The following is a 25,451-nucleotide window of genomic DNA, read 5'->3' as shown; positions in this document are numbered from 1 at the left end:
AAATCGTGACGCGTGGGGTTCACAGGCTCTCCTCTGCGAAACGATTTTGCTGCACTGCAACATGAGTGTCAAGCCGGAACGCCATGCTTTGGACGCCGGCGAAGCCGGTTTGGAAGCACCCGATCAGGTTGCCGGCAGGTAGATCACGGCATAGTCATCGGCATAGGCCCGCTTCCAGCCCAACTCGGCGAAGAAGGGGATGCGGGTATCCGCGGCTGTAAGCAGTGCCCAGCCGATGGCGTATTTCTTCAACTGCGCCTCGAGCAGTGGTTTTCCGCCCGTCTGCCCCGTCGCCTCATCCGCTTTCGTGAACCCGCCCAGGAACAGCTGGTCCGTCCTGCCGTCGACATAGGTCTTGATGTCGTGGAAAATCAATGTGCCGCCGAAATTATAGGAATTCAGCACATTGCCTGCGAGGTAGTGATCCCTGGCGAACGCAAGGGCGCCGCTGGCTGATGTCTTTGGGCTCGGCGCGACCTGGTGGGCGTTGTTGAGCGCAAGCATCGCAACGACCAGCGACACCGCCGTCGCGCCGCGGAGCAGATGGAACCGGCTGGCGAAGAATTTTTCCAGTCCGTCGCGCTCTTCTTTCAGCCAGGCGCCTGCGGACAGGGCGGGATATTGGCGCGCGACCTCGACCGCGACCACCAGGGGAACAAGCAGGAAGAACAGATAGACGAACCGCAGATGCGAAAGGTAGACGTGCAAGGTGAAGACGATGAACAACGCCTTCGCCCAGCCGATCCGTAGCCTCGATGTCAGAAGCCCGAAAAAGGCCAGCAGTATCGCGGCTTCCTGGAGGACCTGTTCCTGGGCATTGAACGGCCGCCACTCCAGGATCAGAGGCACCGCCTCATTGCCATAGGCGACGGTGAGCGTGGCCAGGATGGCCTGCACGCCATAAGGGTGTATCAGGCTGACCAACGGACAGAGCAGGCCAAACGCCACCCACTTCGCCAAAAGTGCGGGTTTCGACAGGCCGGTGCGCGCCAGGAGATCGAGGCCGGCGAAGGCGGCGATGATGAAGCTCAGGGTGAACGTGGCATGCAGGTTCGCCCACAATACGACCAGACCGAGCAGCCAGAGCGGCGGCGCCTTCTCGTCCTGCGCGGCACGAAACAGCATCGTCGTCCAGACGACGATGATCGGCAAGGTAAAGACATGCGGGCGCGCCGTATAGATCGGGCTGATCAGGAAGGCCGCGACGAATGCCAGCGCTACGGCCAGGACCGGTTTCAGGTGCGCGCTGAGGAACCATCCCGACAGGAAGACCGCGAGACAGATCGTGCCGATGATCAGCGTGACGACGCCGTTCCAGCCACCCGCGCTGTAGGCAAGGGCCAGCAGAACCTGCCCCAGCCATTCCTTGGCAATCCACGGTTGGCCGGCGAAGGTGTAGGAATACGTGTCGACGGTCGGAAGCGTTCCGTTTGCCAGGAAATCCAGCCCCACTTTGACATGCCACCAGCTGTCGGGGTCCTGCAGGGTTGCGCTGGCAAAGGTTGCCAGAACCGTCGCCATGACACCCGCGCCGATCAGGCAGAATATCAGCCTGGCGCGCTGTGCGTCCTCGAGCGGCGAGAACACTGGAACGATTGCCTCGACCTTGTTCATGTCGCCGCTCCAGGGGACTTCATGTCGATCGCGACCAAGACAGCGTCTTTTGCCGCGCCGACGAAGACGAAACGGACCGAGCCGAGATAGAAGAGGACCGAGTAGAGGCAGTTTCCCGCCAGGTGGACAAACGGATTTTCGACGACGCCGGCGGACATGGCGGCGACCACTATCGTCAGGTTTGCGGTATAAGCCACAACGAAGGCAAGCGCATACCGCACGGCCGTGCCGGAGCGAAAACCACCCGCACGGCCGAAGGTCCAGCGGCGGCTGAGGAAGAAGCCGAGGACAAGGCCGCCGGCATAGCCAGTCATGTTGGCGGCGATGTCGCCAAGGCCCAGCTTCAGCCCAGCCAGGATAAGACAATAGCCCAGTGCTGTGTTGAGCAGCCCGACCGCGCCAAACCGCAGCATCCGCGAAAAGCCGGCCGGAACAGTCGACCATATCCTGCCCATGGCGTTCCCGTTACCCACGGTCGACCCTACCTCAACGACGCGCCGCCCGTTTCACTATTTCCTGGAGGCGGTGGACCGGCAGGTCCTGGTCCTCGGCCGCCGCCTGGCTTCGTGAAACGATCTCGTTGACGAAGTAAAGCGGTCGCCGCTTCGTCTCCATGTACATGCGGCCGAGATACTCGCCGAAAATGCCCAGCACCAGAAGCTGGACGCTGCCCAGGATAAGCATGATCGCGGCAAGGCTCGTCCAGCCCGGCAGAACATTGCCGATAGACCATTCGAACAGCGTATAGCCAAGCACGACCAGGCCGAGCAGGCCGAACATCATGCCCAGCAGCGAAGCGAAGCGCAAAGGCACGATCGAAAAGCTGGTCATAGCGTCGACCGCCAGAAGAACCATCTTCTTCAGCGGGTAGTGCGTTGCGCCGGCAAAGCGCCGCTGCCGTTCATAGGGAAAGGCGGCCTGCCTCAGCCCGATCCAGCTCACCATGCCGCGAATGAACCTGTAGCGTTCGGGCATCGCGATCAGATGGTCCAGCGCGCGCCGGCTCATCAGCCGGAAATCTCCGGAGTCCGGCGCGATCTCGACATCGACCATCCGGCCGAGCAGGCGGTAGAACATCGAGGCGGAGGCCAGCTTGAACCAGCTTTCGCCCTCCCGTTTTACCCTTTGGCCGTAGACCACGTCGAAGCCTTCATCCATTTTCGCCATCATTGCGCTCAATAGTTCGGGCGGATCCTGAAGGTCGGCGTCGAGGATGAGAATGCGTTGGCCGCGGCAGAATTCCAGCCCGGCGCTCAAGGCGATCTGATGGCCGTAGTTGCGGGCAAGGTCGATGGCGACCACATGGTCGTCTTTTTCGGCCAGTTCGAAAACGGCATCACGGGTTCCGTCGGTCGCTCCATCGATGACGAGCACGACCTCGTAGGAGAGGCTTTGCTCGAGGCATGCCGCGCTGACGCGTCGATGAAGCTCCGCCACGCCGTCGCGCTCATTGTAGCAAGGCACGACGACCGACAACATGGGTGCGCGGTGCGCGCCGATTTTTCCCGTTCCCACCAAAGCCTGGCTCCCGCTTGGGAATGGCAATAGCGGCAATTGGTTAGAAAACAGAAAACAGGTAAGCCGGGGGTCGTGCGGCCGCCCGATGGCACGTGTCACGAACGAACTGGCAGTTCCATGCGGATGCGGGCACCGCGCCATAAGCCCGCCAGGATCCGGCTTTCACCAGCTGTGGCAGGGCAGAGCGCCCTGCCGATGGCGCCCAACATCTGCCGCGGCTTATCAATTCCCCCGCACCGGCCCCTGGCGGCTTGATGGATGGCCGCCAAGCACGTATCTCTGCGCCGTGCCCATGAATCGGGGCATCTCAATCGGGAGACGGCCTTGTCCGCACTGACGCGCTTTCTCGGCGACTCGCCGCTCAGGATTGTTCTGAAGCTGCTGGTGGTATCCTTTCTCGTCGGCCTGGTCATGAACGCTTTCGGTTGGTCGCCGATGGACGTGTTCTACGGCATCCAGAAGTTCTTCATTGATCTATGGAATCTCGGCTTCCACGCCATCGACCGTTTCCTCGGCTACATCCTGCTCGGTGCCGCGATCGTCGTGCCAGCCTTCATCCTGCTCAGGATCGCCAACTACCGGAAGTGACCTTCAGGCATAGTCCGATGCGACCTCGAACAGGATGGCGTGGCGCGCGGCAAGTGCCGGCACATCGGTGGAATAGCCGCCGCCGATGACACCGCAGACGGGAATGCCGAGCGCCCGGAAATGGCCGATGACCATCTTGTCGCGGGCGCGCAGGCCTTTGTCGGAAAGCGACAGCCTGCCGAGCCGGTCCTCGGCATGGACGTCGACGCCGGCATTGTAGAAGACGATGTCCCAACGCGCCTGGGCCGACAGCTCCAGCAGGATGGTATCGAGCCTTTCGACATAGGCGGCGTCGCCCGTGCCGTCGGGCAGGGCGACGTCGAGGTCGGAGGCGATCTTGCGCGCGGGGTAGTTGCGCTCGCCATGCATGGAGAAGGTAAAGGCGCGCGGCTCGTCGCCCAGAATATCCGCCGTGCCGTCGCCCTGGTGCACGTCGAGATCGACCACCAGGATACTGTGTGCCGCGCCCTCCTCAAGCAGCACCAGCGAGGCGACGGCGACGTCGTTGAAAGTGCAGAAGCCGGCGCCTTGCGCGCGCCGCGCGTGATGGCTGCCGCCGGCGGTGTTGCAGGCGATGCCGTGACGCAGGGCAAGCCGCGCCGCCGCCACCGTGCCACCGGCGGCAAGCTGCGCGCGCAACGAGACGCGCGGGCCGACCGGAAAGCCGATCTCGCGCTCGATTTTTTCCGGGACCGAACAACCGAGAACCTGCTCGACATAATCTGTCGCATGGGCGAGCTTAAGCCACGACGCAGGCGCGGGTTCGGCTGTGTTGAGCGCCCCGGCTCCGGCCAGGCCGCGTGCTCGCAAGGCCTCCATCAGCAGCGGATATTTGCTCATCGGAAAGCGATGGCTGGTCGCGAAGCCGGCGTCGTAGTCGGGATGGTGGACGATCTGCAGGGGCATGAACTGGATCGGACGGTTTCGCGCCAGAGCGGGATTTCGGTTGGCCGCCGCGGAAGGGCGATTGCGCGGCGGCCGGAAAATGGGGCACATCGGTTCCCCGATCAAGCCGCAAATCAGCAAGGCAGCAATCCTTTGGACAAGGGCGCCATCCCAATCGAAGCCAGGGCGTTTTCCGTCACCAACCGGTCGGTGCTTGCCATCGCCGTGCCGATGACGCTCGCCTATCTGACGACGCCGCTGCTTGGCCTCGTCGATACGGCTGTTGTCGGCCAGTTCGGTGACGCCGCCTTGCTTGGCGGCCTGGCCGCCGGCGCGCTGGCTTTCGACGTCGTCTTCACCACCTTCAATTTTCTGCGCTCGGGTACCACCGGCCTCGTCGCCCAGGCTTTCGGGCGTGGAGACGCGCTGGAGGAACAGGCGGTGTTCTGGCGCGCCGTGCTGATCGCGGTCGTTGCCGGTGTCGTGCTGGCAGCGCTTTCACCGCTCATCGCCGTTGGCGGCCGGTGGTTCATGGACGCCGGGCCACGCGTCAGCGACGCGATGGGTGTCTACATCAGGATCAGGCTGCTTGCCGCCCCGTTCTCGCTGATCAACTACGCCATCCTCGGCTACGTGCTGGGGCGCGGCGAGGGCGGGCTCGGCTTGATCCTCCAACTGGTGCTGAACGGCACCAACATCGCGCTGTGCTTCCTGCTCGGCCTTGAGCTCGGCTGGGGTGTTTCCGGCGTCGCCTGGGCAACCGTCACCGGCGAATTCCTCGCCATGCTGCTTGGTCTCGCGATCGTGGTTCGCCGGTTCCGATCCACCCCGCCCCTGCCTCGGCAGCGCCTGCTCGATATGGGCGCCTTCCTGCGCATGCTGTCGCTCAACCGCGACATCATGATCCGCTCGTTCTCGCTGCTCGCCGCCTTCGCGCTGTTCACCCGCCAGGGCGCGCAGTTCGGCACGGTGACGCTGGCCGCCAATGCGGTGCTGATGAACTTCTTTCTCGTCGCCGGCTATTTCCTCGACGGTTTCGCCACCGCCGCCGAACAACTCGCCGGCCGCGCCGTCGGCGCGCGCTCCGAACAGCCCTTCCGGCAGGCGGTGCGGCTGACCCTGTTCTGGGGCCTTGGTCTGGCCGGTGCCGCGACGCTGGTGCTGCTCATGGCCGGCACCAACCTGATTGCCGTCGTAACGACGTCGCAGCAGGTCCGCGCAGTGGCCGATACCTACCTGCCTTGGGCCGCCTTCACCGCGCTGAGCGGTGTGCTCGCCTTCCAGATGGATGGTGTTTTCATCGGCGCGACCTGGTCGCGCGACATGCGCAACATGATGCTCTTGTCGTTCCTCGCCTTTGCCGCCGCGCTGATCACGCTGGCGCCCGCCTTCGGCAATCACGGCCTGTGGGCGGCGCTGCACGTCTTTCTGCTGGTGCGTGGATTGAGCCTGCTGACAATTCTGCGGCTGCGGATGCAAACCGCGTTCAGCTGAGCGGCTTCGACGCCCATCGGTCGAGATGGCTGTCGCGCAACTCGCGCATCGACCTGAGTTTTTCCGTCTCGGCAAAACGTGCCATTCCGGCGACGATCCGGCCCGGCAGCGCCGGTCCGCCATAGATCATGCCGGTGTAGAGCTGGACGAGATCGGCGCCGGCGCGGATCTTTTCCAGAGCCGTCTCCATTGAGTTGACACCGCCGACACCGATGATGGCCATTTCGGGCCCGAGCAGCTTGCGCATCCTGGCCAGCACGATGGTCGAGCGCTCGAATAGCGGCTTTCCCGAAAGCCCGCCTGTCTCCCGCGCGGCATCCTCGCTGCGCAGCGCCGGGCGGGAAATGGTTGTGTTGGAAACGATGATGCCGTCGATCTGCTTCTCGATCACCTCGGCGGCGATATCCTCCAGTTCGGCCTCGACCAGGTCAGGCGCGATCTTGAGGAAGATCGGCGGCTGCGCGGACGCCGCGGCACGCGCGTCCCTGACCCGGGACAATAATTCGCCGAGCTGCTCGCGCGCCTGCATGGTGCGCAGGCCTGGTGTATTGGGCGAGGAAATGTTGACGGTGAGATAGCTGGCATAAGGAGCAAAGCGGGAAGCGCCGCTCTCATAGTCGCCGACGCGGTCGGTGCTGTCCTTGTTGGCACCAATGTTGACGCCGACGATGCCGCCGCGCCCCAAGCGCGCCACAAGCCTTTTTTCGGCGGCCGCATGGCCCTCATTGTTGAAGCCCAGCCGGTTGATGACAGCTTCATCCGATGTCAGCCGGAAGATGCGCGGCTTCGGGTTGCCGGCCTGCGGCAGCGGCGTCACCGTGCCGACTTCGGCAAAGCCAAAGCCGAGGCCAAGCAGCGCGTCGGGTACTTCGGCGTTCTTGTCGTAGCCAGCCGCCATGCCAAGTGGGTTCGGGAAATCGAGACCGCAAAGGCTGACCTTCAGCCTCGTATCGCGTACCGTCCGCGCGCCGCCCGGCAGGCCGCAGCGCAGTGCCGCGATCGACAAGCCATGCGCGGTTTCCGGATCGAAGGTGAACAGCAGTTTCTGGCCGATCCGGTCGAGCACGCTCATTGCCCCTCCAGGGCCGGGAACTGGTGGGTACCGTCGGCCCCAAGCGGCAGCGGCTTGACCCAGAGCACCGCTTTCAGGTCAAGCACGCCGTAGAGGTGCGGAAACAGCGCGCCGCCGCGCGAGATTTCGTATTTCAGCGCATCACCCAGGCGGGTTCCGTCGACGGCGACCAGCAGAAGGTCGGTCTGGCCCTGGAAATGCTTTGCCGCGGTTTCCCTGGCCTGCGCCGCCGTCGAAAAATGGATGAAGCCGTCGGCGGTGTCGATCGGCGCTCCGGCGAAGCGGCCTTTGGCTTCGGCCTCGCGCCAAGGCGCTTGCGGAGTTATCTTGTAGATAATCTGTGACATGGTTGCGCTATAATCCGAACCAGTCGCGCGGGGAAGGCCACGCCAAGGGTCTTCCCCATTTCCGGCGCAAACATGCGATATTTGAGGCCTTGGCCATGGAGGACAACATGCGTCTGCAGCACATTTTGATCCCCGCCGCGCTCGTTTCGCTGGTCGCGGCTTCAGCTTATTCGGAAGAAACGGACCGCTACCGGCTGGAAAAGTCGGCCACCGGCTATATCCGCATGGATACGCAGACCGGCGCGATGTCGATCTGCGAGGAGCGTTCGGGCCAGCTCGTCTGCAAGATGGCGGCCGACGAACGCGCCGCCTACCAGGACGAGGTCGATCGCTTGCAGGCCTCGATGAAGGCGATGGACGAGCGCGTCACCAAGCTGGAGAATTCGCTCTCCGCCCGTCTCGAATCGAAACTGCCGAGCGAGGAGGATTTCAACACGACGATGAGCTACATGGAGCGCTTCCTGAAGAGCTTCATGGGCATCGTCAAGGATATGGACAAGGACAGCGGCGACGGCGCCCGGCCCAACTCGCAGAAGACCTGAGCGCCATAGACGAGGGAAAACGCGGCGCGCTGGCTTTGCCGCTTGAAAACAGTGCGCAGCCCCTCATAATCGTCCAACTGATCCCGCAAAAAGCAGTAAATCGGGGATTCGGGGAGGGACATTTGCCGTCAGGCTATTCTTTCGTGATCGCCGACGATCATCCGCTGTTTCGCGGCGCGCTGCGCGAGGCGCTTGCCGGCATCGGCAATGTCGCCGCCATCCATGAGGCCGGTGATTTCGAAAGCGCCAAGGCGCTGGTCGTGGCCAATGAAGATGTCGATCTGGTGCTGCTCGACCTGTCGATGCCCGGCGCCAGCGGCCTCTCCGGCCTGATCTCGTTGCGCGGTATCCATCCTGCGGTGCCGCTGGTCGTGGTGTCGGCGCATGACGACCCGGCGACCATACGGCGTGCGCTCGATCTCGGCGCCTCCGGTTTCATCTCCAAGTCGGCCAGCATGGAGGAAATCCGCGGCGCCGTGCAGTCGGTGCTTGCCGGCGATATCGCGGCACCTGTCGGCGTCGATCTCGGCGTCGAACGCGATCCCGAAATATCGGACCTGATCAAACGATTGCAGACGTTGACCCCGCAGCAGACCCGCGTGCTCGGCATGCTGGCCGAGGGCCTGCTCAACAAGCAGATCGCTTATGAACTCGGCGTCTCCGAGGCGACGATCAAGGCGCATGTCTCGGCCATATTGCAAAAGCTCGGCGTCGACAGTCGCACCCAGGCGGTGATCCTGCTGTCCAAGATAGGCAGCGACCCGCTGCAGCCGGCGGGCTGAGTGCCGGCTGCTTGGCTCAGTCGGAACTTTTAACTTCGGCTCGCCGCATCGACCTGTTCCGATGCGCTCGCCGACATGTTCTGCGCCTATCTCGAAACCCTGGAGCACCAGGCCTGATTCAGGCGCTTCGACGTCACTCCGCCGCCCGCACCATCGGCCTGAACCTGGCCATCATCGAACGCAGCACCGCCGGCTTCAACGGCTTGTTGATCATCGGGATGTCGAGGCCTGCCGCGGCTGCTCGTACCTCGTTGGAACGGTCGGCCGTGACCAGCACGGCCGGCAGGTCGTCGCCGTGGGTGGCTCGCAGCCTGATAATGATATCGAGACCGGTTTCGCGGTCGAGATGGTAGTCGGCAAGCACGATGTCCGGACGGTCGATCGCGGCCCTCTCCAGATCCTCCGAGCCGGTCACCGTGGCGACATTGCAGCCCCAGCCCTCGAGCAGCAGCCGCATGCCCTCGAGGATACGGATGTCATTGTCGATGCACAGCACATGCAGGCCGGAGAGCGAAGCCGCCGCGCGGGCCGGCGCCCTGGTCTCGACCTCGCGTCGCGGCACCTGCGCGGCCGCCACGGGCAGGATGACGGAAAAGCGCGTGCCCTTGCCCGGGTTGGAGAAGATACGGATCTCAAGCCGCAACACCCTGGCGATGCGGTCGACGATGGACAGGCCAAGACCAAGACCTTCTGCTTCGCGTGCGCCTTCGTCCAGTCGGGTAAACTCATGGAAGACGGTGTTCAGCTTGTCACCGGCGATGCCAATGCCGGTGTCGATGATCTGGATTTCCGCCAGTTCGCCGCGCCGCCGCACGCCGACCAGGATGCGGCCCTGGCGGGTGTACTTGATGGCATTGGAAACTAGGTTCTGGATCAGGCGGCGCAAAAGGTTGCGGTCCGTCATCACGGTCAGTGAGGACGCAATGATGGTCAGCTCGAGCTTCTTTGCTGCGGCCATCGGTCGAAAATCATTGCCGATCTGGCTGAGCAGGCCGTCGAGGTTGAAGGCGGTATCGTCCGGCTTCATGGCGCCGGCATCGAGGCGCGAAATGTCGAGCACGGCGCCGAGAATGGTCTCGACCGATTCCAGCGAGGATTCGATGTTGATGGCCGCCTTGCCGGCCGGACCCTTGCCGGCCTTCTCGATCAGCGAGGAGCAATAGAGCCGGGCGGCGTTCAAGGGCTGCAGGATGTCGTGACCGGCGGCGGCAAGGAAGCGCGTCTTGCCGAGATTGGCCTCCTCGGCGAGCATCTGGGCCTGCGCCAGTTCCTCGTTGACCCGGGTCAATTCCTCGTTGACCCCAGTCAGTTCGATGGTGCGGGTCTTGACGCGCTGCTCCAGTGATTCATTGGCGCTTTTCAGCGCGAGATCCTGTTCGACGCGGCCGGAAATGTCGGCATAGGTGGCGACGATGCCGCCGTCAGGCATCGGGTTGGAGCGCAGTTCGAGGATGCGGCCGCTGGTCTTCAGCTCCATCTGCCAGGGGCTGACGAAGCTGGTCAGCCGGTTGAGCATCGTCACGCGCTGGTCGGCGGGAATGTCGCCGCGTTCGGCCAGATGGCGAAGGATCTGGTCGAGCGAAACGCCGACCTGGCCCATCTCGTCGGGCAGGTCGAACAGCGCCCGGTATTGGCGGTTCCAGCAGATCAGCCGGAAATCGCGGTCGAAGACGGTAATGCCTTGCTCCATCTGGTCCAGCGCGATCTGCAGCAGGTCGCGGTTGTGCTGCAGCGCTTCCGTGGCGTCGTCGAGCAGGCGGAAGGCGTCGCGGGATTCGCGGTCGTGGCGCCGGAACAGCAGCGACAGGATCAACCGTGCCGAGGAGGAGCCGACGGCGCTGGCCAAAAGCTGCTCGGAAAAGCGGATGACGTCCATGCTGGCCTGCTCGTTGCCATGCAGCGAGGTACCATTGCTCTTCTCGAAGGATTGAAACGACCGCTCGGTTCGTTCGACGCCGAGATAGCGTGCGATCGTATCCTTGAGGTCGTTGACGGTGATGGCGGTGCGGAAGCGGCGCAGGCTCGGCATCGGTCCGGCTTCGCGCGGCACGAAGATCGATGCCTGGATGCGCTCCAGCGGTACCGACGCGCGCGACAGTGACCCGAAGACGAAAAACAGCGCGTTGACCGAAAGGCTCCACAGCACGCCGTGGTTCAGCGGCTCGGCGACGGTGCCGAACAGTGCCTGCGGCCGCAGTGCCTCGAAGCCGAACAGTCCGTGGACGATGATGCCTGTATCGGGCGCGACGAGCGACGGGACCAGCAGCGTATAGCCCCAGACCAGGATGCCGGCGACCATGCCGAGTGCCGCACCCCGGCCATTGGCGCCGCGCCAGATCAGCCCAACAACCAGGGCAGGGGCGAACTGCGCGATCGCGGCGAAGGACATCAGGCCGATCGAGGACAGCCGGGCGCTGTTGGTGCTCTCGCGATAATAGAGAAAGGCGATGAACAAAAGGATGAAGATCGACGCCCGCCGCACATTGAGGATGAGCGTCGACCAATCCTCGTTCTCGGAGGTGGTCGTCCGCAACAGCCGGCGCACGAACAGCGGGATGATCAGGTCGTTGGAGATCATGATAGACAGCGCCACGCTTTCCACGATGACCATGGCGGTTGCCGCCGACAAGCCGCCGATGAAGGCGGCCATGGCCAGGAAATCGTGGCCGCTGAACAGCGGCAGCGACAGCACGTAAAGGTCGCTGCTCGTCCTCGTGCCGACCAGCGTCAAGCCGGCAAAGGCGATCGGCAGCACGAACAGGTTGATCGCCACAAGATACAGCGGGAACACCCAGGTCGCGGTGCGCAGTTCGGCCTCGCTGCGGTTCTCGACAATGGTGACGTAGAACTGCCGCGGCAAAAGGATGATGGCGAAGCCGCTCAGGCACGTCAGCACCAGCCAGGTGGCCAGCGATGTCGAGTAGCCCATTGCCTGCCGCACCTGGCCATTCTCGGCCAGCCGGTCGAACATGTCGCCGGGGCCGCCGAAGATCAGGAAGGTGACCATCAGGCCGATGGCCAGGAAGGCGGCGAGCTTGACCACGGTCTCGACCGCCACCGCCAGCACCAGCCCATCCTGGTGTTCGGTGGCATCGGCATGGCGCGTGCCGAACAGGACCGCGAACAGCGCAAGCAGCATGGCGACGACCAGCGAGATGTCGCTGACGAACGGATCGAAGGACGGCGGCGAGCCAGTATAATGCTCGACCATCAAGCTGACCGAGCCGGAGATCGCCTTCAATTGCAGCGCGATATAGGGCACGGCGCCGATCGTGGCGATCAGCGTGGCGATCGCTGCCACGGTGAAGCTCTTGCCGTAGCGCGCGCCGAGGAAGTCGGCGACCGAGGTGATCTTCTCGGTCTTGGCCAGCCGCACGATGCGGTTGAGCAAGGGAAAGCCGAACACGAACACCAGCACCGGGCCGGTATAGATGCCGAGGAACTCGAGGCCGCGTTCGGAGGAAAGGCCGACCGAGCCGAAGAAGGTCCAGGACGTGCAGTAAATGGCAAGGCTGAGCGCATAGATGAAAGGTCGCGCCCTGCTGGGCCCTGACAAGGCCGAGCGGCGGTCGCCCAGGCTGGCGATGGCGAACAGCAGCGTCACATAGGCGATCGCGATGATGACGATGAACAAGCCCTGCACGCCGGCAAGATCCTCCCTGTGCCGATTTTCACCTGGCCGGGTCAGACGCAATCACAGCTTGGGCGCCAAGTCCATCACGGCTTTGGGCACCTGATTTCAAAGAGGTAACGCAGGGTAAGGCGAAACCGGTTGTTTTCTCCTTTTTGCCCATGTTGCAACTTGAGGTTTTTGTTATGGTGTCGCCGGGGCGGTGCTTCCGGCATGGGACGGCTGCGCGGCCCGCCATGATAGGAGGGTCGAATGCTGAAAGAATTCCAGGAATTCATTTCCAAGGGCAATGTGATGGACTTGGCCGTCGGCGTCATCATCGGCGCTGCCTTCGGCAAGATCGTCGATTCCCTGGTCAACGACATCATCATGCCGATCGTCGGAGCGATCTTCGGCGGCTTGGACTTCAACAACTACTTCTTTGGGCTTTCCTCGGCCGTCAACGCCACCTCGCTGGCGGAAGCCAAAAAGCAAGGTGCTGTTTTTGCCTATGGCAGCTTCATCACCGTGGTGCTGAATTTCATCATCCTAGCCTTCATCATCTTCCTCATGGTCAAGGCCGTGAACAACATGCGCAGGCGCCTGGAAAGGGAAAAGCCGGCGCCAGCGGCCGCGCCACCGCCGGCCGATGTGCAGCTTTTGACCGAAATCCGCGATCTGCTGGCCAGGCGATAGACGGATAGGGTTCTTCTGGACCAAAACCCCGGTCGTTCGCGGCCGGGGTTTTCTGTTTTCGCATCTGGTAAACAGCACCTGCGAAATGCCCCGATACAATGGACCTGCCCATGACCTTGATCCAGACCCTGCGCCCCGAGGCCCTGGCCGCGCCTGAAAGCGGTATCGTCGCCGTCGTCAACTATGGCAGATTGCGCGAAGGCCTGATCCCGCTTTGGGCCGGCGAGGGCGACCTGCCGACGCCGTCCTTCATCACCGATGCGGCGTCGAAGGCGCTGGCCGGCGGTGAGACGTTCTACACCTGGCAGAGGGGCATTCCCGATCTCAGGCAGGCGCTGGCACGCTACTACGAAAGGCACTTCGCCAAGGCCTTCGCCGAGGAGCAATTCATCGTTACCGGCTCCGGCATGCATGCCATCCAGCTGGCGCTCGATGCGCTTGCGGGAGCCGGCGACGAGGTGATCTACCTGTCGCCCGCCTGGCCGAATTTCGACGCCGCCGCCGCCATCGCGGGTGCCGTTCCGGTGCCGGTCACACTCGACCATTCCGGAAATGGCTGGTTATGCGACGTCGAGAAAATAGCGGCGGCGGTCACACCGCGCACGAAGGCGTTGTTCATCAACACGCCGTCCAATCCGACCGGCTGGACCGCCGACCACGAGACCTTGCGGGCGATCCTCGATCTCGCCCGCGCCAAGGGCTTGTGGATCATCGCCGACGAGATCTATTCGCTGTTCCACTATGGGCACGGCCGCGCGCCGTCCTTCCTCGACATCGCGGAGGCGGAAGACCGCATCCTGTTTGTCAACAGTTTCTCCAAGAACTGGGCAATGACCGGCTGGCGCGTCGGCTGGATCAAGACGCATCCAAGCCTGCAGCAGGTGTTCGAGAACCTGATCCAGTATTCGAACTCGGGCGTCGCCCAGTTCATGCAGCGCGGCGCGGTCGCGGCGCTCGACGAGGGCGATGCCTTCGTCGCCGAACAGGTGGAGCGGGCGAGGCAAGCGCGCGATCTGGTCTGCGACATTCTGGGCGAAACCGGCAAGGCGCGCTTCACCGTGCCGCAGGGCGCCTTCTACCTGTTCTTCACCGTCGACGGCATCACGGATTCGCGGGCAGCCGCTTTCGAAATCGTCGACAAGGCCAATGTCGGCCTGGCGCCCGGCACCGCCTTCGGGCCCGGTGGCGAAGCGTTCCTGCGGCTGTGCTTCCACCGCCGCCTCGACCAGCTCGAGGATGCGGCAAACCGGCTGGCAAGGTGGATGAAGACTGTCTGAACTCTGACGAAGCCCGAATTGAAAGCCGCGTCAGCTGGCCGTCGGAGTAGAGTTTCAAACGGGCTTCAGCCGCCCGACTTGGGCACCAGCAGTGGAATGATGCGGTCGCTCTTGGTCACTGAGGGCCGTCCCGCCGAACCGTAGGGGATGCCGAGCGCGTCCCAGGTTTCGACCAGCGCGTCCTGCAGTTCGGCGATCAGCGCATCGGAATGGAACGGCGTCGGCGTGATGCGCAACCGTTCGGTACCGCGCGGCACCGTCGGGTAGTTGATCGGCTGGATGTAGATGCCGTGGACGCCGAGCAGGCGGTCGCTCGCCATCTTGCAGAGTTCAGGATCGCCAACCAGCACCGGCACGATATGTGTCGGCGACTCCATTACCGGCAGACCCGCCGCCGACAGGATCTGCTTGGTTCGGCTCGCCTGCTGCTGCTGGGCGTCGCGCTCGGCCTGGGAGCGCTTCAGGTGACGGATCGAGGTGGTGGCCGCCGCGGCGATCGCCGGCGGCAGCGCCGTGGTGAAGATGAAGCCCGGCGCGTAGGAGCGCACCGCGTCGATGACGGCGCTGGTGCCGGTGATGTAACCGCCCAGCGTGCCGAACGCCTTGGCCAGCGTGCCTTCGATGATGTCGATGCGGTCGGCCAGGCCTTCGCGCTCGGTGATGCCGCCGCCGCGCGGTCCGTACATGCCGACGGCATGGACCTCGTCGATATAGGTCATGGCGTTGTAGCGTTCGGCAAGTTCGACGATCTCCTTGATCGGCGCGATGTCGCCATCCATCGAATAGACGCTTTCGAAGACGATCAGCTTGGCGCGTTCGCGCCCCGCGGTCTGCAGCAGGCTTTCCAGATGCGCGACGTCATTGTGGCGGAAGATCTTTTTCTCGGCGCCCGAGCGCCGCACGCCTTCGATCATCGAGGCATGGTTCAGTTCGTCCGAGATGATCAGGCAATTGGGCAAAAGCCGCGCTATGGTCGAGATCGAGGCCTCGTTGGAGACGAAGCCGGAGGTGAAGACCAAGGCGGCTTCCTTGCCGTGCAGGTCGGCCAGCTCATGCTCGAGCTCGACCAGCGGGTTGGACGTGCCGGAAATGTTGCGGGTGCCGCCGGCGCCCGATCCCATCTTGCCGGCCGCGTTCTGGAATGCGGCGATCACGTCAGGATGCTGGCCCATGCCGAGATAGTCGTTGGAACACCAGACGGTGATTTCCTCGGCGCGGCCGTTGGAACGCCAGACGGCGCGCGGAAACTTGCCCGCGATACGCTCCAGGTCGGCGAAGACGCGGTAGCGACGCTCGGCATGGAGCTGATCGATCGCTTCCTCGAAAAACCGCTGATAGTTCATGTCGACTTCCCAATTTTGCGCGGCATCATAATCATTGGCCTTTTGGCCGTCCACCGGGCCATTTTGGTCAAAATGCCACGCCCCGCACCTGTTCCTAACGTTGGCGGATCGTGGCCTATTCCGCTTCACGACACGCTCAGTGGATCACTTTTGTTTCCGCATGATGCCACATCAAGTGAACGCCGGTTACCTCTCGTTCTAATGGTCATGCGCGGGGCTTTCCAGTAAGGCGGTTGTTGAGACAGTTTCCGATAAATCTTGGGTAAGCGAGGACTTGGGATGACGGTTTTGGTGACAGGCGGCGCCGGCTATATCGGCAGCCATATGGTCTGGGAATTGCTGGATGCAGGCGAAAGCGTGGTCGTTCTCGACCGCCTTTCCACCGGCTTCGAATGGGCAGTGGCGCCGGAGGCAAAGCTGATTGTCGGCGATGTCTCCGACAAGGAATTGGTCGGCGGGATCATCCGGGACAATCATGTCGACGCCATCATCCATTTCGCCGGCTCCATCGTGGTGCCGGAATCGGTAGCCGATCCGCTCGCCTACTACGAGAACAACACCTCGAAGACCCGCACGCTGATCGAAACAGCGGTCCGCGAAGGCGTGCCGAATTTCATCTTCTCCTCGACAGCCGCCGTCTATGGCGGCGCCGGGCTGGAGCCGGTGCGCGAGGATGCCCGCCTGGCGCCGGAATCGCCCTATGGCCTGTCCAAGCTGATGAGCGAGTGGATGCTGCGCGACGCGGCCCTTGCGCACGACATCCGCTACACGGCGCTGCGCTATTTCAACGTCGCCGGCGCCGACCCGAAGGGCCGCACCGGCCAATCCACTCCGGGCGCCACCCATCTGATCAAGGTCGCCTGTGAGACCGCGCTCGGCAAGCGACCCTTCATGCAGGTCTTCGGTACCGACTATCCGACCCCGGACGGCACCTGCATGCGCGACTATATCCACGTCAGCGATCTGGCCGCCGCGCATCGCCTGGCTTTGCAGCGGCTGCGCGCCGGGGGCGCCAGCCTCGTCGCCAATTGCGGCTACAGCCACGGTTATTCGGTGCTCGAGGTGATCGAAAGCGTGCGGCGTGCCTTCGGCCATGATTTCGAGGTCAGGATGGGCGACCGGCGTCCCGGGGATGCCGCGGCGGTGGTTGCGAATTCCGATCTCGCCCGGTCCGAACTGGGCTGGACCCCGCAACGCGACGATCTCGACCAGATCGTCAACGACGCGCTGTCCTGGGAACGCATCCTGACCAGCAAGAACTCCGCGCGGGGCTGAGCGCGCTTTCCCCAGGGGCTCACAAGCCCAGGGCTCGCAAGGCGCGTGGCGACGCGCTATGCAAGTGTTCGCGACACAGCGTGGAGGCGCGGTGTCGCAATGAGCTTTGGGGGATGGCATGAAGATAACGGTGCTTGGTGCCGGCGTCGTCGGTACGGCGGCAGCCTACTATCTGGCCGCAGACGGCCACGAGGTCACCGTGATCGAGCGTCATGCGGCGCCGGCGCGAGGCACCAGCCAGTCGAATGCCGGGCTGGTGTCTCCAGGTGACGCCACCGCCTGGGCCTCGCCCGCGGCACTCAAGACGTTCCTGCGCGGGCTCTACAATCATGATCTCGGCATCAAGGTGCGGCTGCGCTTCGATCCCTATTTCCTCGCCTGGAGCCTGCGCTTCCTTCGCCAGTGCACGGTGGCCCGCCTGCGGGCCAACAGCCAGGTCAAGCTGCGGCTGGCGCTCTATTCGCGCGACTGCATCAACGCCATATCCGCCGATACCGGCATCCACTATGACGAGCGCAAGAAGGGCATCCTCTACTTCTTCCGTTCGCAGCACAGTCTCGACACCGGCACCGACAATTACCGCTATCTGGCCGAGCATGGCCTGCCGATCGAGATCGTCGGCCGCGACCGGCTGGTCGAGCTTGAACCAGGTCTTGCCGGGGTGAAGGAAAAGATCGCCGGCGGTGTCTACTCGCCGATCGACCAGACCGGTGATTCCCGGCAGTTCGTGGAAAACCTCGCTGCCTATGCCGCCGAAAAGCTCGGCGTGAGATTCCTTTATGGGACGACGGTCGAGGGCCTCGACATCGAAGGCGACCGGGTGCGCGCCGTGATGACCTCATCCGGACCGATCGCGGGCGATGCGGTGGTCATATCGATGGGGCCGGAGAGCGGCCTGCTCGGCCGGCGCTACGGCATCGACCTGCCGGTCTATCCGGTGAAGGGCTATACCGCGACGATTCCGCTGGAGGATGAGAGCAAAGGCCCGACCATGGGCGGCGCCGACGAGGATCAGCTGATGGCCTATTCGCGCCTCGGCAATCGATTGCGGTTGGCTTCGACCGCCGAATTCACCGGCTTCGACCGCACCCACAAGCCCAGCGACTTCGCCATCATGTTCAGAACCGGCAAGGACCTGTTTCCCGGTGCTTTCGACGAGAGGAAGGCCGAGCTATGGGCAGGTTTGCGGCCGATGATGCCAAACTCGGTGCCGGTCATCGGCCAGGCGAAATACCGCAACCTTTACCTCGACACCGGCCACGGCCATGTCGGCTGGACCATGGCGTGCGGCTCGGGAAAATTTCTCGCCGACCTCATCGCCGGCCGCAAGCCGGAGATCGACCCGCAAGGCCTGGTCTACAGGGGATAGGATGTCGGGACCGCAAGTCGCCATCGACCTTGGCCGCATCGAGCGCAACGCCCGCACCGTTGTGGACCGCTGCGCGCTTTCGGGCATCAAGGTTTTCGGCGTCACCAAGGGCACTTGCGGCATGCCGCAAGTGGCGCGCGCCATGCTGCGCGGCGGCGTCTCCGGGATCGCCGAGTCGCGTTTCGAAAACATCCGCCGGCTGCGCGACAGCGGTATCAGCGCGCCGATCATGCTGTTGCGCAGCCCGCCGATGGCGCGCGTCGAGGAGGTGGTGCGCACCGTCGATGTCAGCCTGCAGTCGGAGCTGACGATCATCCGCGAGATCTCGCGCATCGCCGAGCGTATGGGCCGCGTCCACGACATCATGCTGATGATCGATCTCGGCGACCTCCGCGAAGGCATCTGGCCGAACGACCTCATCCCCACCGTCGAGCGGATTCTCGACATGAAGGGCGTGCGCATCGCCGGCATCGGCACCAATCTCGGTTGCTTCGGCGCCATCATGCCGACGGAGGAAAATCTCGGCCAGCTCGTCGCTCATGCCTACAAGACCGAACGCCTGTCCGGGAAAAGCCTGGACTTCATCTCCGGCGGCGCGTCGTCGTCGCTGCCGCTGCTGCTCGAAGGCAAATTGCCGGCCGGCATCAACAATTTGCGCATCGGCGAGGCGATCCTGCAGGGCGGTGTCGAGACCTTCCGCGATGTCCCATGGGCGGAACTCGAACCCGATGCCTGCCGGCTGACCAGCGACGTCATCGAGGTCAAGCTCAAGCCGTCGCGGCCGATCGGCACCTCCGGCTACGACGCCTTCGGCAATCAGCCGGTCTTTCCCGACGAAGGCGACAGGCTGCGCGCCATCGCCAATATCGGCCGCGAGGACGTACTGGTCGAGGGACTGACGCCGATCGCCAAGGGGATAAGGGTGCTCGGCGCCTCCAGTGACCATCTGCTGCTCGATGTGCAGGATGCCGACCCGCCGCTCGCCGTTGGTGACCGCGTCGCCTTCCGCATGAGCTACGGCGCCATGCTTCTGGCGATGACCTCGGAATATGTCGAAAAAGCACCGATGCACGATGTCGCGGATTTCTCCGGCCGCAAGATGGTGTCGATCTCGGCCGAAGCGGAAGCGGCTCGCATCCTCGCGCGCGAAGCAACCGGCGCCCGGCTGGAGGCGATGAATTTCGACGTCGTCGAACTGGCCGATGTCGATCGACCGCCCTCGGGCCTGATCCGGTTCGCCGCCGGCGCCGATCGTCGCATCGCGCACAAGGCGCTGACCGCAACGGCCCGCGCGACCCACTCCTTCGGCCTGATCTGGATCGATTCCATCGCCGCGCTGATGCCGGAGGACGAAGATGGCATCGACCTGCCGGAGGCGTCGGTACTGGCGCGCTCGCTTGGCCTCGACCACAAGGCCGGCGCGCTGCAGCCGCAGCTGTCGCCGGAAAACGTCGTCATCATCGGGCTGCGCCATGCCGACCCGGCGGAAGTGCGGGTGCTGAAGGATTCGCGCGTCTCGGCCTTCACGATGACCGATATCGACGCCATGGGCATGCGCGACCTGATGCACGAGGCAATCCGTATCGCCACCTCGGGCACGCAAGGGTTTCATGTCAGCTATTCGCCCACGGCGACCGAATTCGCCGGCTGGGCGGCTGGCTCCGGCGGCCTCACCGTCCGCGAGACGCATCAGGCGATGGAGGCGATCGCGCTTTCCGGCGGGCTGCTGTCGATGGATGTCTCCGGCCTGGGTACCGATCTGGAGCCCAGGATCGGTAGCGACGCGGTCAACTTCGTCATGTCGGCCTTCGGCAAGCGAATTCTCTGATCAGCCAATAGCCTCGACGCCCGCTCGCCACGCGCTGATATATTCCGCCCAGGCCGGATCGGCCGGCGGCTCCAGTGTTTGACCTTTGCCATGCGCCGCGCGCTGGTCCGATGCAAGCAGGGCGGCCCCGATGCTGGTGCCGGTAGCGGCTTCCGATGCGATGACGGCGCGGCCAGTGCTCGCAGCGAGCATCCGCGTGAACAATTGATTGCGCGCGAAAGGACCCTCGACGGTCGTCGGGCCATCGCCGCCGACGAGGTCGAAGCAGGTCGCCGTCATCAGCGCCAGGTAGAAGGAGATGGCGGCAAAGCGTTGGCCGGGAGGGATCGCCTCGCCCTTGCGCCAGGCGGCGGTGTGATGCGGAAACGGCCCCGAGCCTTGCTGGATCGAAGGCAAAAGCAACGTCTTGCGCGCCAGCACCGCGGCGACATCGCTGTCGCTCCAGCTCTGCGCCGAGCCCTCGGTCAGCAGCGAGAATTCGCGGCCGCCCATGAACCGCGCAGAGGGCACGGGGTTGCCGAGCGCATTGACATTGACCAGCGTATCCCTTGCCGGATCGAGCGCCACCGTCTTGCCGCCGACCGCCATCGACACCACCCAGGTGCCGGTCGAGACCACGCAGAAGGGCGGCGCATCTGACAGGAGGTGGGGCAGCAGCGAGGCGTTGGAATCGTGCAGGCCGCAAAAGACCGGGGTTTGTGGATCGAGCCCGGTCCGCTCCGCAAGCGCGGGCAGGATCGAGCCAAGCCGGTCCCTGGCCGGCCGCACCGGCGCCATCAGCTCGCGCCAGCCCAGGCGATCGACCAGCGCCGAAAAATCCCCCGTCCAGGGGTTCCACAAATCGGTGTGGCAGCCGAGCGAGGTGACCTCGTTGGCGGCCACGCCGGTCAGGCGCAGCGCCCAGTATTGCGGGTACATCAGCATCGCGGCGGCCCTGGCGAACTCCGTCGGGAAACTTTGCTGCTGCCAGAAGAATTGCGCGCCGAGATTGAGGCCGAGCGGCAGGCGCGGCGTGCCGGTCTCGGAGAAGGGCGGGCGGATCGCGTCATAGTCGGACGCGAGCTCATCGGGCCCATCGTATTCATAGTCGAGGACAGGCAGCACCAGCTCGCCCGTGGCATCGACCACAACGCCGGTCGCGCCATGCGTGGTGATCGAAACTGCGTCGATGCGCTGTTCGCGATTGAGGTCGGCAAGGCTGTCGAGGATGAACGCCCATAGCGCGTCGACATCGTGATGCGGGTAGGGCGCTTGTCGCACCGGCGCGTTCGCCATCCGGCGCAGCGTCACCTCGCTCAATGTGGCGAGATCGACCAGCGCCACCTTGGCGTTGGTCTTGCCGATGTCGATGACGGCGATGTGGCGGACCGCGCTCATTCCATATGGAACATTATTTCCAGCGGCACCGCCACCGGCTCGTTATCCGGTTTCGCCTCCATGATGTCGGCCATTTCAGCCCACCAGCGCTGCATCACCGGATGCTTAGGCAGATCGTCCATGCCGTGATCATCGCGCCGCCACAGCACGCCGAACAGGATGTTCGTCTCTTCGTCGAGATGGATGGAGTAGTCGGAGATGCCGGCCTGCTTCAGCAACGCGACCAGCCACGGCCAGATTTCATCGTGGCGCTTTTTGTACTCGGCCTTCATGCCGGGTTTGAGCATCATCTTGAATGCGTATTTCTCGGGCATCAGGCCAAGCATCCCCCGCGCAGCCGCCGCCAGACGATCGGCAGCGCAATGACGATGATCAACAGCAGGCCGATGAAGATCGACATGACGATGCCGGGCACGTTGAGCAGGCCGAGGCCGAAGGTCACCAGCCCCATGATCAGGGCGGCAAGCACCACGCCGACGATGCTGCCGGCGCCGCCGAGGATGCTGACGCCGCCGAGCACCACCATGGTGATGACCTCCAGCTCATAGCCCTGTGCGATCGACGGACGCGTCGAGCCGAGCCGCGACGTGATCAGCACCGAGGCGATGCCCGACATCAGGCCGGTCAGGCAAAACAGGATGAATTTTATGCGGCCGACGCGCACGCCGGAAAACTGCGCCGCGACCGGATTGTTGCCGATCGCGAAGACCCGGCGGCCGAAACTCGTGCGGTGCAGCAGGACCCAGTAGACCACCGCGGCGATGAGGAAGAGCACCAGTTCGAACGACACCACCCACCAGACATAACCCTGGCCGAAGAAGGCGAAGCTTTCGGGATAGCCCTTGTAGGCCTGGTCGCCGAGAGTGATGAAGGCGATGCCGCGAAACAGGCTCATCGTGCCGATGGTGACGACGATGGAAGGCAGGCCGAGGCGCGTGACCAGCAGTCCGTTGAAGGCGCCGCAGCCGAGCCCGACGACGATGCCGATCAGGACAAGCACTGGCGTGCCGGCGCCGGCCTGCACCGCCATGCCCATCATGGTCGAGGCGAGCGCGATGATGGCGGCCACCGACAGGTCGATCTCGCCCGAAATGATCAGCAGCGCCATGGCGAACGCGATCAGGCCCTTCTCTGTGAAATTGAAGGTCAGATCGGACAGCGAATACGGATCGAGAAAATAGGGTGAGGCGAAACTGTTGACGGCAAAGATGGCGATGGCCACCACGACCAGCAGCGCTTCCCAGGAAAAGATCGCCGAAGAGAGCGGCTTGTCGAGCCGGTCGGGAATGTGGCGAGGGGCGGGGACGTCGGTCATGTCACCGCTTCCACTTTCTTGAGGATGATGCGGCCCTGCTGGCGTTCGCCGCGCGCGTTGAGCACGACCGCCAGGATGATGGCGCTGCCCGAAATCGCCATCTGCCAGAAGGGCGAGATGTTGATGACCGGCAAAGCGTTGGAGATGATGCCGAGGAACAGCGCGCCGAGCACGGCGCCGCCGATCGAGCCGATGCCGCCGGCGATCGAGATGCCGCCGATGACGCAGGCGGCGATGATGTTCAACTCATAGCCGTTGGCGACCTCGACCGAGGCGATCACATAGCGCGAGATCCAGAGATAACCGCAGAGGCCACCGATCATCCCGGAGATGCAGAAGACGATGAATTTGGTCCGCCCGACATCGATGCCGGTGTAGACGGATGCCGTCGGATTGACGCCGATGGCATAGATCGAGCGGCCGAGCGCGGTGCGCGTCATCAGCACGAAGAACAGCGCGATCACCAGGATGGCGATCCAGGACAGAACCGGAATGCCGAGGAAAGCAGCGCGCTGGAAGCCGATGAAATCCGGACTCATCTTATCGGCGTTGACCCAGGCGCCGCCGGACAGGACGAAAGTGGCGCCGCGATAGATGGTGAGCGTGCCCAGCGTCACCACGATCGAGGGGATGTTCAGACGCCACACCAAAAGGCCGTTGATGGCGCCGAGCACCAGCCCGACTGCGAGCGCGATGACGATCAGCAGCGGGATCGGGATCGCCGGGTGCGCGGCGTTCAGCATCGCCACCACCATTCCGGTGAAACAGAGGTTCGACGCCATCGACAGGTCGATCGAGCGCGTCAGGATGACGACCATCTGGCCGAGCGCCAGGATCATCAGGATCGAGGTGTCGTTGAACACCTGGCGCAGATTGCCAGGGTCGGCAAAGGCGGGGAAGCGCGTCGAGATCAGCCCGATCAAGGCGACGATGGCCGCGAGCAGCCAGATTTCGCGGTATTTGAGGAAAGCTTTCATGCCGCGATCCCTGCTGCTGTCCTGACCAGCGTCTCGGCATCCAGTCCCTTGTTGTCGTAGACCGCCGCGACAAGGCCCTCGCGCATGACGACGACGCGATCGGACATGCCGAGAATTTCAGGCAGTTCGGACGACACCATGATTACCGACAAGCCCTGCGCCACCAGTTCGGCCATAAAGCCGTGCACGGCGGCCTTGGAGCCGATGTCGATGCCCTTGGTCGGCTCGTCCAGGATGATCACCTTGGGCGACGTCGCCAGCCATTTGGCGATGACCACCTTCTGCTGGTTGCCGCCCGATAGCGTGCCGACATCCTGGCTGAGCGAGGAGGCCCTGAGGTCGAGCCGTTCCGTGTAGGAACGGGCCAGCGAAAACTCCTCCGCCAGCCGCAGCATGCCTGATTTGGAGGTGCGGGCGAGCGATGGCAGCGAAACATTCTGGAAGATCGGCAGGCCGATAACCACGCCCTGCTTGCCGCGTTCTTCCGGGACGTAGACGATGCCGGCCTCGATCGAATCCGCGGCCGATTTCGGCGCGATCGCCTTGCCATCCAGCGTGATCGTGCCGGCGCTTATGCGGGTAATGCCTGAAATCGCCTGCATTACCTCGCTGCGCCCGGCGCCGACCAGGCCATAGAAGCCGAGAATCTCGCCCTTGTGCAGTTCGAACCCGATATCCCTGAACTCGGTCGGATGCGACAGGCCGGAAACGGAAAGCACCGGCGCGCCGATCTCGGCCTTGCGCTGCGGAAAGATGTGGTCGACCGAACGGCCGACCATCATGCGCACGATCTGGCTCTGGCCGGCATCCCTGATCAGGCCTTCGCCGACCATCTCGCCGTCGCGGAACACCGTGTAGCGGTCGGCAATGCGATAGATCTCGTCGAACTTGTGGCTGATGAACAGGATCGCCTTGCCCTGCTCCTTGAGGAATTCGATCAAAAGGAAAAGTTCCTCGATCTCCTTCATCGAAAGGGCTGCGGTCGGCTCGTCCATGATGACGATCTGGGAGTCGATCGACATGGCGCGCGCGACGGCGACGAGATGCTTGTTGGCGATGCCGAGATCCCTGAGCCGCGCATCGGCATCGATATGGCCAGCATGCATGGTGTCGAGCACTTCGCGCGCATTCTTGCGCATCGTGCGCCAGTCGATGGTGCCGAAGCGCGTGCGCGGCGCATGGCCGAGGAAGATGTTTTCGGCGACGCTGAGATCATCGAACAGCACGGTTTCCTGATGGATGGCGGTGACGCCATGGCCGAAGGCGGCGTGCGCGCTGGGCAGCGCGACGGCCTGGCCGTCGATGCTGATCGTGCCGGCATCGGGCTGGTAGATGCCGGTCATGATCTTGACCAGCGTCGACTTGCCGGCGCCGTTCTCGCCGATCAGCGCGGTCACCTGGCCGGGATAGAGCGACAGGCTGACATTGTGCAGGGCACGGACACCGGGGAAGCTCTTGGAGATGCCGGACAGTGCCAGGCGCGGAGCGGAGGCCGGAAGCCGCTCGTCAGTCTCGCTGTGTCGGGCCGTCGTGTCCATATCC

The 25,451-nt window shown here is 63.8% G+C and carries 22 protein-coding genes; 9 read left to right on the top strand and 13 right to left on the bottom strand.

Annotation, left to right across the window (positions count from 1 at the left end; genetic code table 11):
* Positions 1–123: 123 nt before the first annotated feature.
* The 3 genes from LB557_RS16375 to LB557_RS16365 are packed head-to-tail and all read right to left on the bottom strand — an operon-like array spanning position 124 to position 3,129.
* A complete protein-coding gene (locus LB557_RS16375; protein ID WP_224642755.1) occupies positions 124–1,614 on the bottom strand; it encodes a hypothetical protein in 1,491 nt (496 codons plus the stop codon).
* Positions 1,611–2,069, bottom strand: a complete 459-nt coding sequence (locus LB557_RS16370; protein WP_224642756.1) for a GtrA family protein — start codon at positions 2,067–2,069, stop codon at positions 1,611–1,613. Before LB557_RS16370 ends, LB557_RS16375 begins: the two co-directional genes overlap by 4 nt.
* A gap of 31 nt (positions 2,070–2,100) precedes the next feature.
* The gene (locus LB557_RS16365; protein WP_210241762.1) at positions 2,101–3,129 is read right to left on the bottom strand and encodes a glycosyltransferase family 2 protein; all 1,029 of its coding nucleotides are present in this window, start codon (positions 3,127–3,129) and stop codon (positions 2,101–2,103) included.
* A 327-nt stretch (positions 3,130–3,456) separates the two neighbouring features.
* On the opposite strand from LB557_RS16365, the gene LB557_RS16360 reads away from it, so the two are divergent.
* Positions 3,457–3,720, top strand: coding sequence for a DUF6460 domain-containing protein (locus LB557_RS16360; protein WP_140614732.1), 264 nt, complete (start codon positions 3,457–3,459; stop codon positions 3,718–3,720).
* Positions 3,721–3,723: 3 nt separating this feature from the next.
* On the opposite strand, the gene LB557_RS16355 is transcribed toward LB557_RS16360, so the two are convergent.
* Positions 3,724–4,626, bottom strand: coding sequence for a histone deacetylase (locus tag LB557_RS16355; protein WP_015319253.1), 903 nt, complete (start codon positions 4,624–4,626; stop codon positions 3,724–3,726).
* Between the two features lie 132 nt (positions 4,627–4,758).
* Between LB557_RS16355 and LB557_RS16350 the strand changes: the two genes are divergently transcribed.
* The gene (locus LB557_RS16350) at positions 4,759–6,099 is read left to right on the top strand and encodes an MATE family efflux transporter (RefSeq protein WP_224642757.1); all 1,341 of its coding nucleotides are present in this window, start codon (positions 4,759–4,761) and stop codon (positions 6,097–6,099) included.
* Here the strand turns inward: LB557_RS16350 and LB557_RS16345 are convergent.
* Both LB557_RS16345 and LB557_RS16340 read right to left on the bottom strand, forming a co-directional pair.
* On the bottom strand, positions 6,092–7,171 hold the full coding sequence (locus LB557_RS16345; RefSeq protein ID WP_224642758.1) for a quinone-dependent dihydroorotate dehydrogenase: 1,080 nt from the start codon (positions 7,169–7,171) through the stop codon (positions 6,092–6,094). The two genes, LB557_RS16350 and LB557_RS16345, sit on opposite strands and share 8 nt — an antisense overlap.
* Entirely contained in the window at positions 7,168–7,518 is a 351-nt protein-coding gene (locus LB557_RS16340; RefSeq protein ID WP_140660695.1) for a DUF952 domain-containing protein, read from the bottom strand. Before LB557_RS16340 ends, LB557_RS16345 begins: the two co-directional genes overlap by 4 nt.
* Before the next feature lie 107 nt (positions 7,519–7,625).
* Between LB557_RS16340 and LB557_RS16335 the strand changes: the two genes are divergently transcribed.
* Together LB557_RS16335 and LB557_RS16330 are read left to right on the top strand one after the other, a co-directional pair.
* Positions 7,626–8,060 carry a hypothetical protein gene (locus LB557_RS16335; RefSeq protein WP_015319249.1) on the top strand — a complete coding sequence of 145 codons (435 nt, stop codon included), beginning with the start codon at positions 7,626–7,628 and terminating at the stop codon, positions 8,058–8,060.
* A 122-nt stretch (positions 8,061–8,182) separates the two neighbouring features.
* On the top strand, positions 8,183–8,842 hold the full coding sequence (locus tag LB557_RS16330; protein WP_015319247.1) for a response regulator transcription factor: 660 nt from the start codon (positions 8,183–8,185) through the stop codon (positions 8,840–8,842).
* 133 nt (positions 8,843–8,975) lie between these two features.
* Here the strand turns inward: LB557_RS16330 and LB557_RS16325 are convergent, their stop codons facing one another.
* Positions 8,976–12,485 (bottom strand): NahK/ErcS family hybrid sensor histidine kinase/response regulator, encoded by a 3,510-nt coding sequence (locus tag LB557_RS16325; RefSeq protein WP_224642759.1) that lies wholly within the window; start codon positions 12,483–12,485, stop codon positions 8,976–8,978.
* Between the two features lie 240 nt (positions 12,486–12,725).
* Between LB557_RS16325 and mscL the strand changes: the two genes are divergently transcribed.
* Together mscL and LB557_RS16315 are read left to right on the top strand one after the other, a co-directional pair.
* Complete coding sequence (gene mscL / locus LB557_RS16320; RefSeq protein WP_015319245.1) at positions 12,726–13,148, top strand: large conductance mechanosensitive channel protein MscL; 423 nt, start codon at positions 12,726–12,728, stop codon at positions 13,146–13,148.
* A 110-nt stretch (positions 13,149–13,258) separates the two neighbouring features.
* Positions 13,259–14,425, top strand: a complete 1,167-nt coding sequence (locus LB557_RS16315) for a pyridoxal phosphate-dependent aminotransferase (RefSeq protein WP_224642760.1) — start codon at positions 13,259–13,261, stop codon at positions 14,423–14,425.
* A gap of 65 nt (positions 14,426–14,490) precedes the next feature.
* On the opposite strand, the gene hemA is transcribed toward LB557_RS16315, so the two are convergent.
* Positions 14,491–15,768 (bottom strand): 5-aminolevulinate synthase, encoded by a 1,278-nt coding sequence (gene hemA / locus LB557_RS16310; protein ID WP_140787201.1) that lies wholly within the window; start codon positions 15,766–15,768, stop codon positions 14,491–14,493.
* Between the two features lie 279 nt (positions 15,769–16,047).
* Here hemA and galE point away from each other — a divergent pair, with 279 nt between their 5' ends.
* The 3 genes from galE to LB557_RS16295 all read left to right on the top strand — a co-directional run bounded on the left by galE (position 16,048) and on the right by LB557_RS16295 (position 20,240).
* Positions 16,048–17,043: a UDP-glucose 4-epimerase GalE gene (gene galE / locus LB557_RS16305; RefSeq protein ID WP_140614724.1), complete on the top strand. Its 996-nt coding sequence runs from the start codon at positions 16,048–16,050 to the stop codon at positions 17,041–17,043.
* Positions 17,044–17,161: 118 nt separating this feature from the next.
* On the top strand, positions 17,162–18,412 hold the full coding sequence (locus LB557_RS16300; protein WP_224642761.1) for a D-amino acid dehydrogenase: 1,251 nt from the start codon (positions 17,162–17,164) through the stop codon (positions 18,410–18,412).
* A 1-nt stretch (position 18,413) separates the two neighbouring features.
* A complete protein-coding gene (locus LB557_RS16295) occupies positions 18,414–20,240 on the top strand; it encodes an alanine racemase (RefSeq protein ID WP_224642762.1) in 1,827 nt (608 codons plus the stop codon).
* Here LB557_RS16295 and LB557_RS16290 read toward each other — a convergent pair whose 3' ends face one another.
* Genes LB557_RS16290 through LB557_RS16270 form a run of 5 tightly spaced genes read right to left on the bottom strand, consistent with a single transcriptional unit; the run spans position 20,241 to position 25,447 of the window.
* On the bottom strand, positions 20,241–21,617 hold the full coding sequence (locus LB557_RS16290; protein WP_224642763.1) for an FGGY-family carbohydrate kinase: 1,377 nt from the start codon (positions 21,615–21,617) through the stop codon (positions 20,241–20,243). It abuts the gene before it with no gap.
* Positions 21,614–21,931 carry an L-rhamnose mutarotase gene (gene rhaM / locus LB557_RS16285; RefSeq protein ID WP_224642787.1) on the bottom strand — a complete coding sequence of 106 codons (318 nt, stop codon included), beginning with the start codon at positions 21,929–21,931 and terminating at the stop codon, positions 21,614–21,616. The genes LB557_RS16290 and rhaM overlap by 4 nt, the downstream gene beginning before the upstream one ends.
* Complete coding sequence (locus tag LB557_RS16280) at positions 21,931–22,932, bottom strand: ABC transporter permease (RefSeq protein ID WP_224642764.1); 1,002 nt, start codon at positions 22,930–22,932, stop codon at positions 21,931–21,933. Before LB557_RS16280 ends, rhaM begins: the two co-directional genes overlap by 1 nt.
* Positions 22,929–23,909, bottom strand: coding sequence for an ABC transporter permease (locus LB557_RS16275; RefSeq protein ID WP_224642765.1), 981 nt, complete (start codon positions 23,907–23,909; stop codon positions 22,929–22,931). The genes LB557_RS16280 and LB557_RS16275 overlap by 4 nt, the downstream gene beginning before the upstream one ends.
* On the bottom strand, positions 23,906–25,447 hold the full coding sequence (locus LB557_RS16270) for a sugar ABC transporter ATP-binding protein (protein WP_224642766.1): 1,542 nt from the start codon (positions 25,445–25,447) through the stop codon (positions 23,906–23,908). Before LB557_RS16270 ends, LB557_RS16275 begins: the two co-directional genes overlap by 4 nt.
* Positions 25,448–25,451: the final 4 nt, after the last annotated feature.

The sequence above is a fragment of the Mesorhizobium sp. BR115XR7A genome (genome assembly GCF_020165315.1).
Lineage (GTDB): Bacteria > Pseudomonadota > Alphaproteobacteria > Rhizobiales > Rhizobiaceae > Mesorhizobium > Mesorhizobium australicum.
This window is presented reverse-complemented; position numbering and strand designations above follow the sequence as displayed.

Coding starts and splice junctions, on each gene's coding strand:
- LB557_RS16295 (WP_224642762.1), top strand. CDS start 18,414: ATGTCGGGACCGCAAGTCGCCATCGACCTTGGCCGCATCGAGCGCAAC.
- LB557_RS16340 (WP_140660695.1), bottom strand. CDS start 7,518: ATGTCACAGATTATCTACAAGATAACTCCGCAAGCGCCTTGGCGCGAG.
- LB557_RS16275 (WP_224642765.1), bottom strand. CDS start 23,909: ATGAAAGCTTTCCTCAAATACCGCGAAATCTGGCTGCTCGCGGCCATC.
- LB557_RS16280 (WP_224642764.1), bottom strand. CDS start 22,932: ATGACCGACGTCCCCGCCCCTCGCCACATTCCCGACCGGCTCGACAAG.
- LB557_RS16300 (WP_224642761.1), top strand. CDS start 17,162: ATGAAGATAACGGTGCTTGGTGCCGGCGTCGTCGGTACGGCGGCAGCC.
- rhaM (WP_224642787.1), bottom strand. CDS start 21,931: ATGCCCGAGAAATACGCATTCAAGATGATGCTCAAACCCGGCATGAAG.
- LB557_RS16345 (WP_224642758.1), bottom strand. CDS start 7,171: ATGAGCGTGCTCGACCGGATCGGCCAGAAACTGCTGTTCACCTTCGAT.
- LB557_RS16315 (WP_224642760.1), top strand. CDS start 13,259: ATGACCTTGATCCAGACCCTGCGCCCCGAGGCCCTGGCCGCGCCTGAA.
- LB557_RS16335 (WP_015319249.1), top strand. CDS start 7,626: ATGCGTCTGCAGCACATTTTGATCCCCGCCGCGCTCGTTTCGCTGGTC.
- LB557_RS16355 (WP_015319253.1), bottom strand. CDS start 4,626: ATGCCCCTGCAGATCGTCCACCATCCCGACTACGACGCCGGCTTCGCG.
- mscL (WP_015319245.1), top strand. CDS start 12,726: ATGCTGAAAGAATTCCAGGAATTCATTTCCAAGGGCAATGTGATGGAC.
- galE (WP_140614724.1), top strand. CDS start 16,048: ATGACGGTTTTGGTGACAGGCGGCGCCGGCTATATCGGCAGCCATATG.
- LB557_RS16375 (WP_224642755.1), bottom strand. CDS start 1,614: ATGAACAAGGTCGAGGCAATCGTTCCAGTGTTCTCGCCGCTCGAGGAC.
- LB557_RS16290 (WP_224642763.1), bottom strand. CDS start 21,617: ATGAGCGCGGTCCGCCACATCGCCGTCATCGACATCGGCAAGACCAAC.
- LB557_RS16270 (WP_224642766.1), bottom strand. CDS start 25,447: ATGGACACGACGGCCCGACACAGCGAGACTGACGAGCGGCTTCCGGCC.
- hemA (WP_140787201.1), bottom strand. CDS start 15,768: ATGAACTATCAGCGGTTTTTCGAGGAAGCGATCGATCAGCTCCATGCC.
- LB557_RS16370 (WP_224642756.1), bottom strand. CDS start 2,069: ATGGGCAGGATATGGTCGACTGTTCCGGCCGGCTTTTCGCGGATGCTG.